This is a genomic window from Mycolicibacterium pallens (assembly GCF_019456675.1).
GTDB lineage: Bacteria > Actinomycetota > Actinomycetes > Mycobacteriales > Mycobacteriaceae > Mycobacterium > Mycobacterium crocinum.
The window spans coordinates 3964063-3980594 of sequence record NZ_CP080333.1 but is presented as its reverse complement, the minus strand read 5'-3'; the positions used below and the strand labels follow the sequence as shown (position 1 = coordinate 3980594).

Sequence of the window (16532 nt, the reverse complement as noted above, 5' to 3'; positions counted from 1 at the left end):
GTGTCAGACCAAGACCAGATCCACCGTTATTCTGACAGTCCCGAACCAGTGCGATTCAGTTGGTGTCGTCGTTTTGGATGGTGAGCCAGGCCCAGTTGAGGGAGTTGACGATGGCGTTGGTGGCGCTGGTGAGTTGGATGTCGACGGTTTCGTCGTTTTCGTATGTTGTGTCGCCGTAGGTCGTGACGTTGATGGTTTGTTCGGTTTGTCCGGGTGTGAACGTGAGGGTGCCTGTGGTGGCGAGGAAGTCTTGTCCTGGTGTTGCGTCGCCGGCAAGGGTGTTTCCAAAGCCGGTGACTTGGTAGTTGACGGTGACGGTCTGGGTGGATGCGCCGGAGAGTTTGACGGTGATGGGTGTGATGACCGTTCCGGTATTGCCTTCGATCACAGAGGCGTAATGGCTGACAAAGCTAGCTGTAACGCCGTTGGTGTCGTCGTTTTGGATGGTGAGCCAGGCCCAGTTGAGGGAGTTGACGATGGCGTTGGTGGCGCTGGTGAGTTGGATGTCGACGGTTTCGTCGTTTTCGTATGTTGTGTCGCCGTAGGTCGTGACGTTGATGGTTTGTTCGGTTTGTCCGGGTGTGAACGTGAGGGTGCCTGTGGTGGCGAGGAAGTCTTGTCCTGGTGTTGCGTCGCCGGCAAGGGTGTTTCCAAAGCCGGTGACTTGGTAGTTGACGGTGACGGTCTGGGTGGATGCGCCGGAGAGTTTGACGGTGATGGGTGTGATGACCGTTCCGGTATTGCCTTCGATCACAGAGGCGTAATGGCTGACAAAGCTAGCTGTGACGTTGCCGGTGTTGTCTTCTTTAACCGTGATGCTGACGGTAGCCGGCACCGAGGAGGCGACGCCGTCTGTGGCGGTATAGGTGAAGCTATCGCTACCAACGTAGTTGGTAGTCGGCGCATAGGTGAATGACCCGTTCGAATTCACGCTGACCGAGCCGTGGGAAGGGCCTGTCGCCAGAGCAGCGCTGAGCGGATCTCCATCAGGATCCGAGTCGTTGGTCAGCACATTGCCCGTGATGGCAGTGCCTTTGACTCCGGTGAACGTGTCATTACCGGCGATGGGCGCTTCATTGACCGATGTGCCCAGGATCGTGACGGTCACAGTCTCGGTAGCAATGCGCGCGCCGTTTGATGCGGTCACCGCGATAATGTCGGAGTTTGCGCCGGAGAGACGTTGTGCGTGAGTCGGGGTGTAGGTGAATTGGCCGGTCGCGGCGTCGATGCTGACGGCTCCGCCGCCGGTGCTGGTCGTCACAACGCTGTAGGTGAGGGAGCGCCCTGCAGTGTCGGTGAACTTCGCACTGCCAGTCACGACGCCCGTCGTCGGGTCCGGACTTTCGACCGATACCGTGCCTGCCACCGGGGTTCCCGGGTCGACGGGAACCACCACCGTCACTGACCTCGTCGAGAGACCGCTATGCACGGTGGCGACGAAGGCGTCGGTGGTGGAGCCAGTGGCAGCTTGCCGGGCGACTTCCGTCGGCGTGTAAGTGTAAGTGCCGTCGTCGGTCACGGTCACCGTGCCCTGGCTAGGGTCCGTCGCAGTGAACGTCAGGCCATTGCCGGTGGCAAAACCCAGCGATCCGGCGACGACGCCGGTTTTCGCGTCAGGCGTTCCGACTGTCGGGGTGCCGGGCCCCGGAGCTGGGTCGAATGTATTGCTGAGACCTTTGGCCAGCGAATACAGCGCTCGCTGAATGGGATTCGTCGGCGCAGGGCCGGTGGTCGTCGCGCCACTCAACGACAGAAGGAGACCTACTACCACTCGCGCCAGTGGAGCGAATGGAGATATCGCCCGTCTGGCCGTCGCCGTCGCGATGGGCGTGCTGGTAGCGACTGCTACGGCCCCGGTCGTAGGCGCTGACGCTGAGAGCGTCACCTGTCCGGTGCCGATTGCCGCTGATGACGCTGTCTCTGACGGCGCGGGCGGGGTTTCATCAGCGGTCGACGTAGACGCGGTAGTCGCCGATTCGGCTGGAGTTCGGTTTGTATTGCCCCCGGCGGTAGCGGAGCGAGTCGTGCGCCGCGAGGTTCGATCGGAGTGTCCACTCCGTTTGGCAGTGGTGGTGTCTTTGCCTGGGGTGCTGGCCAGTCCGGATTTCTGAGGCCGGGCGGATTGGCCGGTGCTCTTGGAGTGGCCGTTGGCGTCCGCACCCGCAGAGGTGGATCCGTGCCCGCTGGGATCGGCGTTGGCTGCGGCGAGGCTTGATGAGATTCCCATCCCGACGCCCAACGCGACGGCTAGTGCTCCCACGCGACCCACATTCCGACCAGCGCCCATTATCGGCTCCTCCCGAGACCTTTGCTGTGCCGAAATATCGGCGACGTAAATATTGCACAAAAAGCCAGCCACTTCCAGGCAATTCACAGCAACTGGGATGATTAGTTGTGAAGGCGCCGTTGCGCCCAACTGGTCAGGGACGCGAATATTGAACGTGACCCAGTGGCGGCGCTAAGCGTTGGCGACTGGGATCATGGGAGAGATAATGGCACGCGACGTGGTGACCTGGGTCGGCGAGCTGACGTCAGATACGCCTGCCGAAATGCGCCGTCCCGCAGTGCATGCCGACGACCTGGTGGCCGTCTAGCTCGCCGACGTCAGCCCCGACAGTTCGTCGGCCAGCAGCGCCAGCATCGGCGAACATCCGCTGTCCACTTTCACCGTGGCGAGGTCGTCGCCACGGGTCGGCCCGCGGTTGATGATTGCGACGGGCATACCCATCGCGGCGGCGTGCCGCACGAACCGGTACCCGGAGAAGACCGTCAGTGACGACCCGGCCACCAGCAGCGCATCCGCGGAGTCGACCAGCGAATATGCCTGAGCGACAATCTCTTTGCGCACACTTTCGCCGAAGTACACGATGTCTGGTTTGAGCATCCCTGCGCACGACGGGCAGTCGACGAAGCGGAACGACTCGGTGTCGGTGACCATGGCATCCGCGTCGGGCGCCACGGCAATACCGCCGAGCCGCTCGGCCCGCTCGGCGAATGCCGGGTTGGCCGCCTCGAGTTCGTCGGCCAGCGCCGCGCGCGACATCGTGTGCCCGCAGTCCAGGCACACCACCTGCGCGTAGGTGCCGTGCAGGTTGATGACAGTGCGGCTGCCGGCCTTGGTGTGCAACAGGTCCACGTTCTGGGTGATGATGCCGTTGACGACACCCGCGCGCTCCAGGTGGGCCAGCGCCCGGTGCCCGGCGTTGGGCAGGGTCTGCGCCATGTGCCGCCAGCCCAGGTGGTTGCGCGCCCAGTACCGCTGCCGGAACTCACGGCTGGAGGTGAACTGCCGGATGGTCATCGGATTGGCCGGCGGCGAGTCCGGGCCCCGGTAGTCCGGAATGCCCGAGTCGGTGGAGATCCCGGCTCCGGTGAGCACGGCGACGCGCCGGCCCGCCAACAACGCGACGAGTTCGGGGCTTTCCACGCCTTCCAGAGTAGGTGGGCTAGCCGAAGTTGGTGACCGGGCTCAGTACGTCGTGAGCGAACTGCGTGATGTTGAGCGTCGGATTGCCGTCCGGGTAGCTGACGGTGGCCAGCAGATTGGCGCCGGCGTCGACAAAATCGCCGTCGGCGCGGCCCTGGTGCGTCGACGAGGTCACCAGGATGATCCCCGAGGTGTTGGCTTTCTTGGCCAGCGGCACCGAGAACTGGGCGTTCTGTACGGTGCTGTTGGCTTTGTCCTCGACGATGATCCGGCTGTCGGGGAAGTTCAGCATCAGCAGCATGCGGCGCATCTGTGCGGCCTCGGTCACCCCGTTCTGCGGATTACCGCCGGTGACGATGATCGGCGAGTGCGGGTACATCTGAGCGACGGCGAGTCCGGTCAGCACCCGGCGTCGCAGGATCATCCGCATCGAGCCGTCCGGCAGCAGGCCGTAACCCAGAATGACGATCGCCGGGTTGGAGAAGTCCTTGGCCGCGGCCACCGGCTCGGCGTGGGCCGCCGGCACGAGCTCGCCGATCAGCGTGGCGACGACCAGGAGCACGGCACCGCAGGCGGCCTTCCATCGACGACGCACGCTTCCTCCGACCCGTTTGACAGTGCTGATTGGCTCATCGCCCGGGTCTTCACAGCTGTTACTTGCGTCTCAGCTCTCACAGGTGCTCCATGGCCCGCGCCATCGCGGAATGTTCCAGGAACTCGTAGTGCGCAACGAGTCGCCGATGATCGACCCGAGCCTCGTGAGCCGCCCGGTGGGCCGCGATCCACCGCGAGACCATGCCCGCCTTGGTGTGCGGCAAGACGGTGGTGGCCGCCAGCATCGTCGCGTCGTGTTCGGTGATCAGCACGGTCGGCCGGGTGTCGATGACTCGAGGCGCCGGTCGCGCAGGCGTGTGTGTGTACATCTTCGATCCCCCGATCTGGCTGGCCGGTGGAATCCGGCCGATGCTTTCGAACCTACGACCGAGGCCGCCGATCGCAGCGGGTAGTGCGCTACTCGAAAACGGTTGCGCTACAACGTGAGTAGCGCTGTGACTCAGGTCACCGGCAATGGGCTAGCTAGTTAGCGCTTGGGCCGACAGTTCTTTGAGCATGGCGTTGGCCCAACGCATCTGGCGCAGAGACTGCGGATGACAGCGTTGCGAGAGCCGAGTCAGGGCAGACACTTCTCCGCCGTGACGATCTCGGCGCTCATGTTCCGCTCCATCATTGCCAGGGCGGCCGCCCCGAGCTCGGCGTCGATGTGGGCGACCGCGTCTTTGGGCACCATCACGTCGTAGTGGCGCACGTAGGCATCCAGGGCGCTGTAGAGGATGCATTGTTCGGTGACCTGTCCGGTCAGGATCACCTTCGTCACCTCGAGTCGATTCAGCAGATAGTCCAGCGGAGTGGCATAGAAGGCGCTGTGCCGCACCTTCGTCATCACCCGCGCACCCTCGTCGGGGGCGATCGGTCGAACCAGCTCCGGACGCGCGCCTTCGAGCGCCGCTCTGATCAGGTCGCTGGGTTCGGCCGTGAAGTCGCCGTAGTTGTCGTTGACGTAGATCAGCTCGACGTCGTCGCGGCCGCGGGCCGTGGTGATCAGTCCGGCGAGGGGTTCGACGATGTCGGCGACGTTGCCGGCCAGCACGTCGGCGTCGGGGTGCTGGTAGGCGTTGAGCATGTCGACCACAAGAAGCGCGGTATCGGCCATGGCAGGCGGTTACCCGCTGCGGGCCGAAAGACACGCCTGACAAGCCTCAGGGGTGGTTCTCGTTTCCGCGGTGGGGGTGACGGGCAACAATGGGGCCATGGATTTCTACTCCGCCTACCGTCACGGGTTCGTGCGGGTGGCCGCCTGCACCCACCGCACGGTGCTGGCGGATCCTGCCGCCAATGCCGAGTCGGTGCTGCGGATCGCGCGCGAGAGTCACGACGACAGCGTCGCCGTGACCGTGTTCCCCGAGCTCACGCTGTCGGGTTACTCGATCGAGGACATCCTTCTGCAGGACTCGCTGCTCGATGCCGTCGAGGACGCCCTGCTCGACATCGTCGCCGCGTCGGCCGACCTGTTCGGTGTTCTGGTGGTGGGTGCGCCGCTGCGGTATCTGCATCGCATCTACAACACCGCAGTGGTCATCCACCGCGGTGTGGTGCTGGGAGTGGTGCCGAAGTCCTATCTGCCGAATTACCGCGAGTTCTACGAACGTCGTCAGGTTGCGGCCGGTGACGACGTCAACGGCACGATCCGCATCGGGGCCTCGGAGGTCCCCTTCGGTTCTGATCTGCTGTTCGCCGCGGAGGACGTGTCCGGGCTGGTGTTGCACGTCGAGATCTGCGAGGACATGTTCGTGCCGATCCCGCCGAGCGCCGAGGCCGCACTGGCGGGTGCGACGGTACTGGCCAACCTCTCCGGAAGTCCGATCACCATCGGACGCGCCGAAGACCGCAAGCTGCTGGCGCGGTCGTCGTCGGGGCGCTGCCTGGCGGCATACATCTACGCCGCCGCCGGCGAAGGGGAGTCCAGCACCGACCTGGCGTGGGACGGCCAGACGATGATCTACGAAAATGGCCGCCTGCTGGCCGAATCCGAACGATTCCCGAAGGGCGAGCGGCGATCGGTCGCCGACGTCGATTTGGACCTGTTGCGCTCCGAGCGGCTCCGGATGGGCACCTTCGACGACAATCGCCGGCACCATCAGGATCGGCTGAAGTCGTTCCGCCGCGTCGGTTTCCAACTCGACCCACCGAGTGGGGACATCGGCTTGAAGCGCGAGGTGGAACGGTTCCCGTTCGTGCCGAGCGATCCTCTTCGCCTGGAACGGGATTGCTACGAGGGCTACAACATCCAGGTTTCCGGGCTCGAGCAGCGGCTGCGCGCGCTGAACTATCCCAAGGTCGTGATCGGTGTTTCCGGCGGCCTGGACTCGACGCATGCGCTGATCGTGGCCGCGCGTGCGATGGACCGGGAAGGCAGGCCGCGCAGCGACATCCTCGCGTTCACTCTGCCCGGATTCGCAACCGGCGACCGCACCAAGAGCAATGCGATCAAGCTCTCGGAAGCCCTGGGGGTCACGTTCGCCGAACTCGACATCCGCGACACCGCCAAGCTGATGCTGACCGAGATCGGCCACCCATTCTCCCGCGGGGAGAAGTTGTACGACGTCACCTTCGAAAATGTGCAGGCGGGTCTGCGCACCGACTACCTGTTCCGGATCGCCAACCAGCGCGGCGGCATCGTCCTGGGAACCGGTGACCTCTCCGAACTCGGGCTGGGCTGGTCGACCTACGGGGTCGGCGATCAGATGTCCCATTACAACGTCAATGGCGGCGTGCCGAAAACCCTTATCCAGCACCTGATCCGGTGGGTGATCTCGTCGGGTCAGTTCGAGGACGAGGTCGGCGAAATCCTGCAGTCGGTGCTCGACACCGAGATCACGCCCGAACTCGTGCCCACCGGTGAGGACGAGGAGATCCAGAGCAGCGAAGCCAAAGTGGGTCCGTATTCGCTGCAGGACTTCTCACTGTTCCAGGTGTTGCGGTACGGCTTTCGGCCGTCGAGGATCGCGTTCCTGGCCTGGCACGCCTGGAATGATCCCACCAGTGGCTCCTGGCCGCCCGGCTTCCCCGAAGGCAAGCGTCCGGCCTACTCGCTCAAGGAGATTCGGCACTGGCTGGGGGTGTTCGCGCAGCGCTACTACTCGTTCAGCCAATTCAAGCGATCGGCATTGCCCAACGGGCCCAAGGTGTCCCACGGCGGATCGCTGTCGCCGCGCGGCGACTGGCGGGCTCCGTCGGACATGTCGGCCCGCATCTGGCTTGCCGAGATCGAGCGCGAGATCCCCGAGGAGTGATCCCCGGCTACAGTCTGCCGTCGATACGCAGATCCGGGTGCACCCACTCCGGCGAGCGACGTTCCTTGAACGCCATGAATCCCTCGATGGACTCCGGTGACCCGAGGCTGCGCTGCATCCCGATCCGGTCGTAGAGCCCGAGGTAGTTGTCGATGCTGGACTTCACCACCGACCGCGCCACCGGCGCGGTGCGGCAGCACTGGGCCAGAACCTCGCGTGCCGCCTCGGCGAGCTCGTCGTGGGGAACGACCCGGGCGATCATGCCCCAATCGAGTGCCTCCGCCGCGGTCAACGTGCGCCCGGTGAACATCAGGTCGCGCGTCCGGACCGGGCCGATGAGCCGGGCCAGCATCTGGCTGTAGTACGTGTCGGCGATTCCGCGGTAGAGCTCGGGGACGCGGAAGGTCGCGCGGTCACTGACCACCGCCATATCGGCGCACAACGCGATCTGCAGCCCGCCGCCCTGACACAGTCCGTTGACGGCCGCCACCACCGGTTTGGCGGACTGCCGCAGTGTGTCGAACGGCAGGGCGTCCATCCCGAGCGCCGCGCCGAAGGTCAGCCAGTTGTCCACCCCGCCGCCGCCCATGTCTCCGCCGGGCGCGAACACGTCCCCGGTGCCGGTGATCAGCAGGCCGGCCAGGTCGGGGTCCGACCCGACGTGGTTGACCGCGTACTTGATGCCGAAGTACATCGCCGGCGTCATCGCGTTGCGCGCCTCGGGGCGGTCCAGGGTGCACACCCCGAACGCGCCTTCCCGGACGAACTTCAGGAACGGAGTGCCGAGCCAGTCACCGTCGGGCGGTCTCGGAGTGTCGGTGTGTGTCATCGGGTGCACACTATCGCCCCAACCGTAACGAATTCAGTACTGGGTCAGGGCGTCCTCGATGGCCTCGCTGCGCGGCGCGCAATCGCCGGCGCCGGGGATCAGCGTTGCCAACGCGCCCGCGGCGCACGCCCACCGAAGCGCCCGGTCGTGACCCGCAAGCCAGGCGGACGCGAGCACACCCGCGAACACGTCGCCCGCGCCGGTCGTGTCGACCGCCTCCACCTCGGGGCTAGGAATGTCGACGGCGCCGTCCGGGCTGCGGTGGGTCGCACCCCGCGATCCGCGTGTGACAACGAAATGTTCTGTCGGCCAATGCCAATGCCGTTCCTCGGCCTCGTTGACGACCACGACGTCGGTGACATCGGCCAGCTCGGCCAGCCCCGGGTCCGCGTTCACGGGGGAAGCGTTGACGATCACCGTCGCCCCTACCGAGCGTGCTTCGCGCGCGGCGGCCACCGCCGTCGCCACCGGCACCTCCAGTTGGACCAGCAGCACCTCGCAGTCGGCGATGACCCCGCGAGCGGCCGAACCCAGAGTCAGATGCCCATTGGCGCCGGGTGCCACCACGATCATGTTCTCGCCGTCATCGTCGACCAGGATGACCGCGCTGCCACTGGCGGCCGGCAGCTCCTCGACACCGTCCAGGCCGACGCCGTTGGCTTCGAGGTGAGCCCGCAATTCTGCGCCCGCCGGGTCGGCGCCGACCGCGCCGACGAACTGCACACTGGCACCGGCGCGCGCGGCCGCCACCGCCTGATTTCCGCCCTTCCCGCCCGGTGCAGTCGTCACCGACGAACTCAGTACGGTCTCCCCGGCACGCGGCAGAGAGGTCACTCGGAAGAACTGGTCGACGTTCACGCTGCCCACCACACACACCCGGGTCATCCAATGGACGTTAGCCCCCACCTGCCGGTTGGTAGGGAGACCGATACCCTGAGGGGATGAGTGTCGAAGCGCCGTCCGTGGACCAGGGCCTGCGCGGTCAGGTTCACGACGCCGCCCGCCGGGCGCGGGTCGCCTCGCGCACCCTCGGAACGCTGACCACCACGATCAAAGATCGCGCCCTGCACGCCGCCGCCGACGCCGTTCTGGCGCACGCCCACCAGATCCTGGCCGCCAACACCGCGGACCTCGACGCCGCCCGTGCCGCCGGCACCGCCGAGGCGATGCTGGACCGTCTCGCCCTCAATCCGCAGCGCATCGACGGCATCGCCGCCGGCCTGCGACAGGTCGCCGGGCTGCCCGACCCGATCGGCGAGGTGCTGCGCGGCCGCACCCTGCCCAACGGGCTGCAACTGCGCCAGCAGCGCGTTCCCCTCGGCGTGGTCGGAATCGTCTACGAGGGCCGGCCCAACGTGACCGTCGACGCGTTCGGCCTCACCCTCAAGTCCGGGAACGCGGTTCTGCTGCGCGGCAGCTCGTCGGCGGCCAACTCCAATGCCGCACTGGTCACCGCGCTGCGCGGTGCGCTGGCCGGCGAAGGTCTGCCGGAAGACGCGGTGCAACTGCTGCCCAGCGCCGACCGCGCCAGCGTCACCCACCTCATCCAGGCCCGCGGCCTGGTCGACGTCGTGATCCCGCGCGGTGGCGCCGGCCTGATCGACGCCGTCGTGCGCGATGCCACGGTCCCCACCATCGAGACCGGCGTCGGCAACTGTCACGTCTACGTCCACTCCGCCGCCGACCTCGACGTGGCCGAGCGAATCATCCTCAACGCCAAGACCCGTCGGCCCAGCGTCTGCAACGCCGCCGAGACGCTGCTGGTGGATTCCGCGCTCGTCGACACCGCGCTGCCGCGGTTGGTGGCGGCCCTGCAGCAGGCCGGTGTCACGGTGCACGACAACCCGAGCGAGGACGACCTGCGGGCGGAGTACCTGTCGCTGGACATCGCGGTCACCACTGTGGACGGCCTCGACGCCGCCATCGAGCACATCAACACCTACGGCACCGGGCACACCGAGGCCATCGTCACCACCAATCTTGAAGCGGCACAACGCTTCACCGAACGCGTCGACGCCGCCGCGGTGATGGTCAACGCCTCGACGGCGTTCACCGACGGCGAGCAGTTCGGCTTCGGAGCCGAGATCGGCATCTCCACCCAGAAGCTGCATGCCCGCGGCCCGATGGGTTTGCCCGAATTGACGTCAACCAAGTGGATCGTCTGGGGAGACGGCCACACCCGACCGGCCTGACGTACCAACAGGAGAATCCGTGACTGAAACCCCGGCCCGCCCGGCGCCGCTGTTCGCCGACATCGACGATGTCGCCAAGCGGCTGGCCGAGACCGGCTACCTGCCCGACACCGCCACCGCCACCGCGGTGTTCCTCGCCGACCGACTGGGCAAGCCGCTGCTGGTCGAGGGACCGGCCGGCGTCGGCAAGACCGAGCTGGCCCGCGCGGTCGCCCAGACCACCGGGTCGGGGCTGGTGCGCCTGCAGTGCTACGAGGGCGTCGACGAGGCCCGGGCGCTCTACGAGTGGAACCATGCCAAGCAGATCCTGCGGATGCAGTCCGGCTCGAACGACTGGGACCAGGCGAAGTCCGACATCTTCAGCGAGGAATTTCTGCTGTCGCGCCCGCTGCTGACCGCGATCCGGCGCACCGAGCCCACCGTGCTGCTGATCGACGAAACCGACAAGGCCGATATCGAGATCGAAGGCCTGCTGCTGGAGGTGCTCAGCGACTTCGCGGTCACCGTGCCCGAATTGGGCACCATCACCGCCGCCCGAACCCCGTTCGTGGTGCTGACCTCCAACGCCACCCGGGAGCTGTCCGAGGCGCTCAAGCGACGCTGCCTGTTCCTGCACATCGACTTTCCCGATCCCGACCTCGAGCGGCGCATCCTGCTGTCGCGGGTGCCCGAGCTGCCCGAATCGCTTGCCGCCGAACTGGTTCGCATCATCGGGGTGCTGCGCGGCATGCAGCTCAAGAAGGTGCCGTCGGTCGCCGAGACGATCGACTGGGGCCGCACGATCCTCGCCCTTGGCATGGACACCATCGATGACGCCACCATCGCCGCGACGCTCGGAGTGGTGCTCAAGCACCAGTCCGATCAGCAGCGTGCCACCGGCGAACTACGGCTGAACTAAGCCGATGGCCGTCCGCAGGGTGCGCCCCCCACAGCCGCTGGCCCCGCACGGGCTGCCCGGCCATCTGGTCGGCTTCGTCGAAGCGCTACGCGCCCAAGGTATCTCGGTGGGCCCCTCGGAGACCGTCGACGCGGGCCGGGTGCTGACCGTGTTGGGGCTGGGGGAGCGCGAGGCACTGCGCGAGGGACTGGCGTGTGCGGTGTTGCGCCGCGCCGACCATCGGCAGACCTACGACGCGCTGTTCGACCTGTGGTGGCCTGCCGCGCTGGGTGGTCGCACCGTGCTGGTCGACGAGGACGTCGACGAGGACACCCCGGAAGGCTTGCCGCCCGAGGACATCGAGGCGATGCGGGAAATGCTGCTGGACCTGCTGGCCGAGAATCCCGACATCGGCGACATGGACGAGCGATTGGTCGCGATGATCGCCCAGATCGTCGAGGCGTACGGCCGTTACACCTCCAGCCGCGGCCCGTCGTACTCGTCCTACCAAGCGCTCAAGGCGATGGGCTTGGACGAACTGGAGGGCCGGCTGCTGGCCGGCCTGCTCGCCCCGCACGACGACGACCCGACTCCCACGCAGGAGCAGATCGCCAAAGCGCTCGCCGCGCAGAAGATCGCGCAGCTGCGCCGGATGGTGGAAAGCGAGACCAAACGCCGCACCGCCGAACAGCTCGGCCGCGATCACGTCCAGATGTACGGCATTCCTCAGCTGTCGGAGAACGTTGAGTTCCTCCGGGCATCCGGTGACCAGCTGCGCGAGATGCGCAAGACCGTCCAACCGCTAGCCCGGATGCTGGCCACCCGGCTCGCGGCCAAACGCCGCCGGCATCGGGCCGGGGCGATCGACCTGCGCAAGACGCTGCGTAAGTCGATGTCCACCGGCGGTGTGCCGATCGACGTGGTGCTGCGCAAGCCGCGCCCGGCGCGGCCGGAACTCGTTGTGCTGTGCGATGTTTCGGGCTCAGTAGCCGGCTTCAGCCACTTCACGCTGCTGCTGGTGAACGCGCTGCGCCAGCAGTTTTCCCGTGTTCGCGTCTTTGCTTTCATCGATACCACCGACGAGGTGACCCACCTGTTCGGCCCGGAGGCCGACCTCGCGGTGGCGATTCAGCGCATCACGCGTGAGGCGGGGGTGTACACCCGCGACGGGCACTCCGACTACGGCAACGCGTTCGTCTCGTTCACCGAGAACTTCCACAACGTATTGTCGCCGCGCAGTTCGCTTTTGGTGCTCGGCGACGGGCGCACCAACTACCGCAACCCGGCCGTCGACATCCTGGCGCACATGGTCACCTCGAGCCGGCACGCGCACTGGCTCAACCCGGAGCCGCGGCACCTGTGGGGCAGCGGCGATTCCGCGGTGCCGCGCTACGAGGACGTCATCACCATGCACGAATGCCGTTCGGCCAAGCAGCTCGCCGCGGTGATCGACCAGCTGCTACCGGTGTAAGTCCTCTCGCTCAAACCGCCGTTTCGCAGAGTTTGTGCGAGTAGAGCCCTGCAGAACGTCGATCTCGGCGTACGACAGGACTAGCTGGCCTTCTTGGCCGACGGCCGGCCGCTGCCTCCGGTGGACTTCTTCGGCGCATCGCTGCCCGACGAGTCGCTCGACGCGGAGCTCTTCTTGGCGGTGGTCGTGGGCTTCTTCTTCGGCGTGCTCGCCTTCGGCGTCGGCGCAGCCGCCAGCGTGCTGACCTCGGGCTTGTTGACCTCGGGTGTGCTCGTCGTTGCCGGTTCGGCGGCCGCCGCCGTCACGGTGTTCTGCGGGACGCTGGCAGCTCCGGGCAGGCTCGGCAAGCTCGGCAAGCTGGGGAAGCTGGGCAGGGGCACCCCCGGGAACAGCTGCGCCCGCGTCGGCTTGCTGTAATCGGTTCGGTCGTAACCCATTTCAATGAACTTCCGCAGCACCGGATCGATGGCACCCAGAATCGGGTCGGGCACGATTCCCTTGAGCGGCATCAGCAGCGGAACCAACGGCGTGCGGATCAGGTAGTAGGTCGTGCTGCCGTGCTCCTGGTAGTAGGCGCTGCCGCCGGCCTTCGCGGCCTCGATATCGGCGGCGGTCAGTTCGGTCTGGGTCTGCCCGTGCACCAGGATCATCCCCGCGATGGCGTTGGCCGTCGCCAGGAAGTTCAGCGGGTAGGTCGGGAAGTCCGCCCAGCCGTCGTACTGGCGGGCGACGTCGATCGTGGTGTCGCCGTTGTCGGGCGTGGCGCCGCTGACGCTGATGTCCAGGACCGGGATGTACAGCCCGGCGAACCGCTCCAGGATGCCGCCGTTGGGCCGGCTCGGATTCTCGACGAGGACCCAGGTATTGCCCGTCCCCTCCGGATGCGCGGCCTTGTACCGCGAGATCACCACCGCACCCTGCGACAGCCCGAAGACGACGTCGCCCTGGGGGTTGCGCTCCTCGAGGTTCTTCACTCCCTGGGCGACGGACTTGTTCCACGTCAGATCGAAGATGTATCTGTTCGAGAACGGCCAGAAACCGGCGTTGTAGGGGATGTTTCCGGAGGACGTCGGCGTCGCGGCCGGCGTATCGGTGCCGTCGAGCACGCGGGAGATGAAGTCGCGGTACTGCTGATCGGTGGGGGTCCAGCCGATGTTCGTGCCACGCAGGTAATCCACCGTGGCGGCGGTCAGCACCGGTGCCGAGGACACCGTCGGGGTCAGCCCCACCGTCACGGCAGCGGCCACAGCCGCCACAGCAGTCACAGGTACAGACATTCGTCGGCTACCGAACTTCTTCATTGAACGCCCCCTGATCGGCATAACTCGACTCGCACGAAATGGTACCTGAACCGGAGCGATATCCGGACCGGTACTTTGCCAGAGCACAGACTCCGCGACGGATCGCGCGCGTCGGGAAACGGCTGAGCGCCTCCCGTAAGCTGGTCAATCGTGGTTTCCTCGGCTCGGCGCAGGCTCGGCGTGATGGGTGGGACGTTCGATCCCATCCACAACGGCCACCTGGTCGCGGCCAGCGAGGTGGCCGATCTCTTCGATCTCGACGAGGTGGTGTTCGTTCCCACCGGCCAGCCGTGGCAGAAGTCCCGCGAAGTGACCGCGCCCGAGGATCGGTACCTGATGACGGTCATCGCGACCGCCTCCAACCCCCGGTTCTCGGTGAGCCGCGTCGACATCGATCGCGGTGGACCCACCTACACCAGTGACACCCTGCGCGATCTGCGGGCGCTCAACCCGGACGCCGATCTGTACTTCATCACCGGCGCCGACGCGCTGGCCTCCATCCTGTCCTGGCAGAACTGGGAGGAGCTGTTCGCACTGGCGAAGTTCGTCGGTGTCAGCCGGCCCGGGTACGAGCTCAACGGCCAGCACATCGTCGCCGCGTTCGACCAGCTGCCCGAAGAGGCGCTGAGCCTGGTCTCGGTGCCCGCTCTGGCCATCTCGTCCACCGACTGCCGGCTGCGCGCCGCCAAGAACCGCCCAATCTGGTACCTGGTGCCCGACGGCGTCGTGCAGTACGTGTCCAAACGCGGGCTCTACCGCGACCTGGGCCAGACCCGGCCTACCGTCACCACAATCGAGGAGACCCGCACGTGACCGCGTCCGACGAAGCCGTCCAGATGGCAGAAGTGGCCGCCCGGGCCGCCGCCGCCAAGCTCGCGCAGGACGTCGTCGTGATCGACGTGTCCGGCCAGCTGGTGATCACCGACTGCTTCGTGATCGCCTCGGCGTCCAACGAGCGGCAGGTCAACGCCATCGTCGACGAGGTCGAAGAGAAGATGCGGCTGGCCGGGTACAAGCCCGCACGCCGGGAGGGGACGCGCGAAGGCCGTTGGGTGCTGCTCGACTACGTCGACATCGTGGTGCACATCCAGCATCAGGAGGAGCGCAACTTCTATGCCCTCGACCGGCTGTGGCGGGACTGCCCGTTCGTGAGCGTGAACCTCGATGACGTTGAGACAGAGGACGCTCCATGAGGGTGCGCCGGCTGGTCATGCTGCGCCACGGGCAGACGGAGTACAACGCAGGCAGCCGGATGCAGGGCCAACTCGACAGCGAGCTCACGGATCTCGGACGCGCGCAGGCCGTTGCCGCCGCCGAGGTGCTGGCCAAGCGGCAGCCGCTGCGCATCGTGTCCTCGGATCTGCACCGCGCCTACGACACCGCGGTGGCGCTGGGGGAGCGCACCGGCCTGCGGGTCGAGGTCGACACCCGGCTCCGGGAAACCCATCTCGGTGACTGGCAGGGCCTGACCCACCACCAGGTCGATGCCGCCTCACCCGGAGCACGGCTGGCCTGGCGCGACGACGCGACGTGGGCCCCGCACGGTGGTGAGAGTCGCGTCGACGTGGCCGATCGCAGTGTCCCGCTGGTCGCTGAACTGGTTGCCGGAGAACGTGATTGGGGTATCGAGGCGCCCGACCGGCCGATGGTTCTGGTGGCGCACGGTGGGCTGATCGCTGCCCTGTGCGCGGGGCTGCTCGGGCTGCCGGTCGAGAGTTGGCCGGTGCTGGGCGGTATGGGCAATGCCAGTTGGGCGCAGTTGTCCGGGCACAGCGCCGACGATGCCGTGTTCGAGGACATCCGCTGGCGTCTCGATGTGTGGAACGCTTCGGCTCAGGTGGCCAATGATGTCCTCTGATCGTCGAACGCTGCTGATCTTCGCCGACTCGCTGTCCTACTACGGACCCCAGGGTGGCCTGCCGTCCGACGATCCCCGGATCTGGCCCAATATCGTTGGCCGGCAACTGGGTTGGGACGTCGAGCTCATCGGCCGGATCGGGTGGACCAGCCGTGACGTGTGGTGGGCGGCCACCCAGGATCCGCGCGCCTGGGCGGCGCTGCCGCGCGCCGGTGCGGTGATCTTCGCGACCAGCGGCATGGACTCGCTGCCGTCGCCGTTGCCCACCGCGCTGCGTGAGCTCATCCGCTACGTTCGGCCGTCCTGGCTGCGCCGCTGGGTGCGCGACGGGTACGGCTGGGCTCAGCCCAAATTCTCGCCGATCGCGCGTCCGGCGCTACCGCCGCACCTGACCGTGGAGTATCTCGAAATGACGCGCGGTGCACTGGATTTCAACCGTCCCGGTATCCCGATCGTCGCCTCGGTGCCGTCGGTGCACATCGCGCCCACCTACGGCATGTCCCATCGCGGACGGCCCGGTACGGTCGCGGCGATCCACGAATGGGCGGCGCAGCACGATATTCCGGTGGTCGACCTGAAAGCCGCGGTGGCCGACGAGGTGTTGGCCGGTCGCGGCAATCCGGACGGTATCCACTGGAATTTCGAAGCTCACCAGGGCGTCGCCGACCTGATGCTCAAGGCGCTCGCCGAGGCCGGCGTTCCGTTCGACACTCCGCGAGACTGATT

The 16532-nt window shown here is 66.6% G+C and carries 16 protein-coding genes; 8 read left to right on the top strand and 8 right to left on the bottom strand.

Features of this window, described 5'->3' with window-relative positions; genetic code table 11:
• Positions 1-55: 55 nt before the first annotated feature.
• The 5 genes from K0O64_RS19515 to K0O64_RS19495 all read right to left on the bottom strand — a co-directional run bounded on the left by K0O64_RS19515 (position 56) and on the right by K0O64_RS19495 (position 5138).
• A complete protein-coding gene (locus K0O64_RS19515; RefSeq protein ID WP_220045673.1) occupies positions 56-1747 on the bottom strand; it encodes a cadherin-like domain-containing protein in 1692 nt (563 codons plus the stop codon).
• An 843-nt stretch (positions 1748-2590) separates the two neighbouring features.
• Positions 2591-3427 carry an NAD-dependent protein deacetylase gene (locus K0O64_RS19510; RefSeq protein WP_220045672.1) on the bottom strand — a complete coding sequence of 279 codons (837 nt, stop codon included), beginning with the start codon at positions 3425-3427 and terminating at the stop codon, positions 2591-2593.
• Between the two features lie 19 nt (positions 3428-3446).
• The gene (locus K0O64_RS19505) at positions 3447-4022 is read right to left on the bottom strand and encodes a YdcF family protein (protein WP_071943116.1); all 576 of its coding nucleotides are present in this window, start codon (positions 4020-4022) and stop codon (positions 3447-3449) included.
• Positions 4023-4098: 76 nt separating this feature from the next.
• Positions 4099-4350 carry a hypothetical protein gene (locus K0O64_RS19500; RefSeq protein WP_071943118.1) on the bottom strand — a complete coding sequence of 84 codons (252 nt, stop codon included), beginning with the start codon at positions 4348-4350 and terminating at the stop codon, positions 4099-4101.
• Between the two features lie 248 nt (positions 4351-4598).
• Positions 4599-5138, bottom strand: a complete 540-nt coding sequence (locus K0O64_RS19495; RefSeq protein ID WP_220045671.1) for a cysteine hydrolase family protein — start codon at positions 5136-5138, stop codon at positions 4599-4601.
• Between the two features lie 97 nt (positions 5139-5235).
• Between K0O64_RS19495 and K0O64_RS19490 the strand changes: the two genes are divergently transcribed.
• Positions 5236-7278 carry an NAD(+) synthase gene (locus tag K0O64_RS19490; protein WP_220045670.1) on the top strand — a complete coding sequence of 681 codons (2043 nt, stop codon included), beginning with the start codon at positions 5236-5238 and terminating at the stop codon, positions 7276-7278.
• Between the two features lie 7 nt (positions 7279-7285).
• Here K0O64_RS19490 and K0O64_RS19485 read toward each other — a convergent pair whose 3' ends face one another.
• Positions 7286-8107 carry an enoyl-CoA hydratase/isomerase family protein gene (locus tag K0O64_RS19485; protein ID WP_096311803.1) on the bottom strand — a complete coding sequence of 274 codons (822 nt, stop codon included), beginning with the start codon at positions 8105-8107 and terminating at the stop codon, positions 7286-7288.
• Between the two features lie 33 nt (positions 8108-8140).
• The gene (locus K0O64_RS19480; RefSeq protein WP_096311802.1) at positions 8141-8992 is read right to left on the bottom strand and encodes a ribokinase; all 852 of its coding nucleotides are present in this window, start codon (positions 8990-8992) and stop codon (positions 8141-8143) included.
• 56 nt (positions 8993-9048) lie between these two features.
• On the opposite strand from K0O64_RS19480, the gene K0O64_RS19475 reads away from it, so the two are divergent.
• The 3 genes from K0O64_RS19475 to K0O64_RS19465 are packed head-to-tail and all read left to right on the top strand — an operon-like array spanning position 9049 to position 12647.
• The gene (locus K0O64_RS19475) at positions 9049-10299 is read left to right on the top strand and encodes a glutamate-5-semialdehyde dehydrogenase (RefSeq protein WP_096311801.1); all 1251 of its coding nucleotides are present in this window, start codon (positions 9049-9051) and stop codon (positions 10297-10299) included.
• A gap of 19 nt (positions 10300-10318) precedes the next feature.
• On the top strand, positions 10319-11197 hold the full coding sequence (locus K0O64_RS19470) for an AAA family ATPase (protein WP_071943130.1): 879 nt from the start codon (positions 10319-10321) through the stop codon (positions 11195-11197).
• A gap of 4 nt (positions 11198-11201) precedes the next feature.
• Complete coding sequence (locus K0O64_RS19465) at positions 11202-12647, top strand: vWA domain-containing protein (protein WP_071943132.1); 1446 nt, start codon at positions 11202-11204, stop codon at positions 12645-12647.
• Positions 12648-12727: 80 nt separating this feature from the next.
• Here the strand turns inward: K0O64_RS19465 and K0O64_RS19460 are convergent, their stop codons facing one another.
• Positions 12728-13894 (bottom strand): PE-PPE domain-containing protein, encoded by a 1167-nt coding sequence (locus tag K0O64_RS19460; RefSeq protein WP_164520105.1) that lies wholly within the window; start codon positions 13892-13894, stop codon positions 12728-12730.
• Positions 13895-14098: 204 nt separating this feature from the next.
• On the opposite strand from K0O64_RS19460, the gene nadD reads away from it, so the two are divergent.
• Genes nadD through octT form a run of 4 tightly spaced genes read left to right on the top strand, consistent with a single transcriptional unit; the run spans position 14099 to position 16530 of the window.
• Positions 14099-14761, top strand: a complete 663-nt coding sequence (gene nadD / locus K0O64_RS19455) for a nicotinate-nucleotide adenylyltransferase (protein ID WP_225933488.1) — start codon at positions 14099-14101, stop codon at positions 14759-14761.
• Positions 14758-15141 carry a ribosome silencing factor gene (gene rsfS / locus K0O64_RS19450; protein ID WP_071943138.1) on the top strand — a complete coding sequence of 128 codons (384 nt, stop codon included), beginning with the start codon at positions 14758-14760 and terminating at the stop codon, positions 15139-15141. Before nadD ends, rsfS begins: the two co-directional genes overlap by 4 nt.
• A complete protein-coding gene (gene gpgP / locus K0O64_RS19445) occupies positions 15138-15806 on the top strand; it encodes a glucosyl-3-phosphoglycerate phosphatase (protein WP_071943139.1) in 669 nt (222 codons plus the stop codon). The genes rsfS and gpgP overlap by 4 nt, the downstream gene beginning before the upstream one ends.
• Positions 15793-16530, top strand: coding sequence for a diglucosylglycerate octanoyltransferase (octT, locus tag K0O64_RS19440; RefSeq protein WP_071943141.1), 738 nt, complete (start codon positions 15793-15795; stop codon positions 16528-16530). The genes gpgP and octT overlap by 14 nt, the downstream gene beginning before the upstream one ends.
• Positions 16531-16532: the final 2 nt, after the last annotated feature.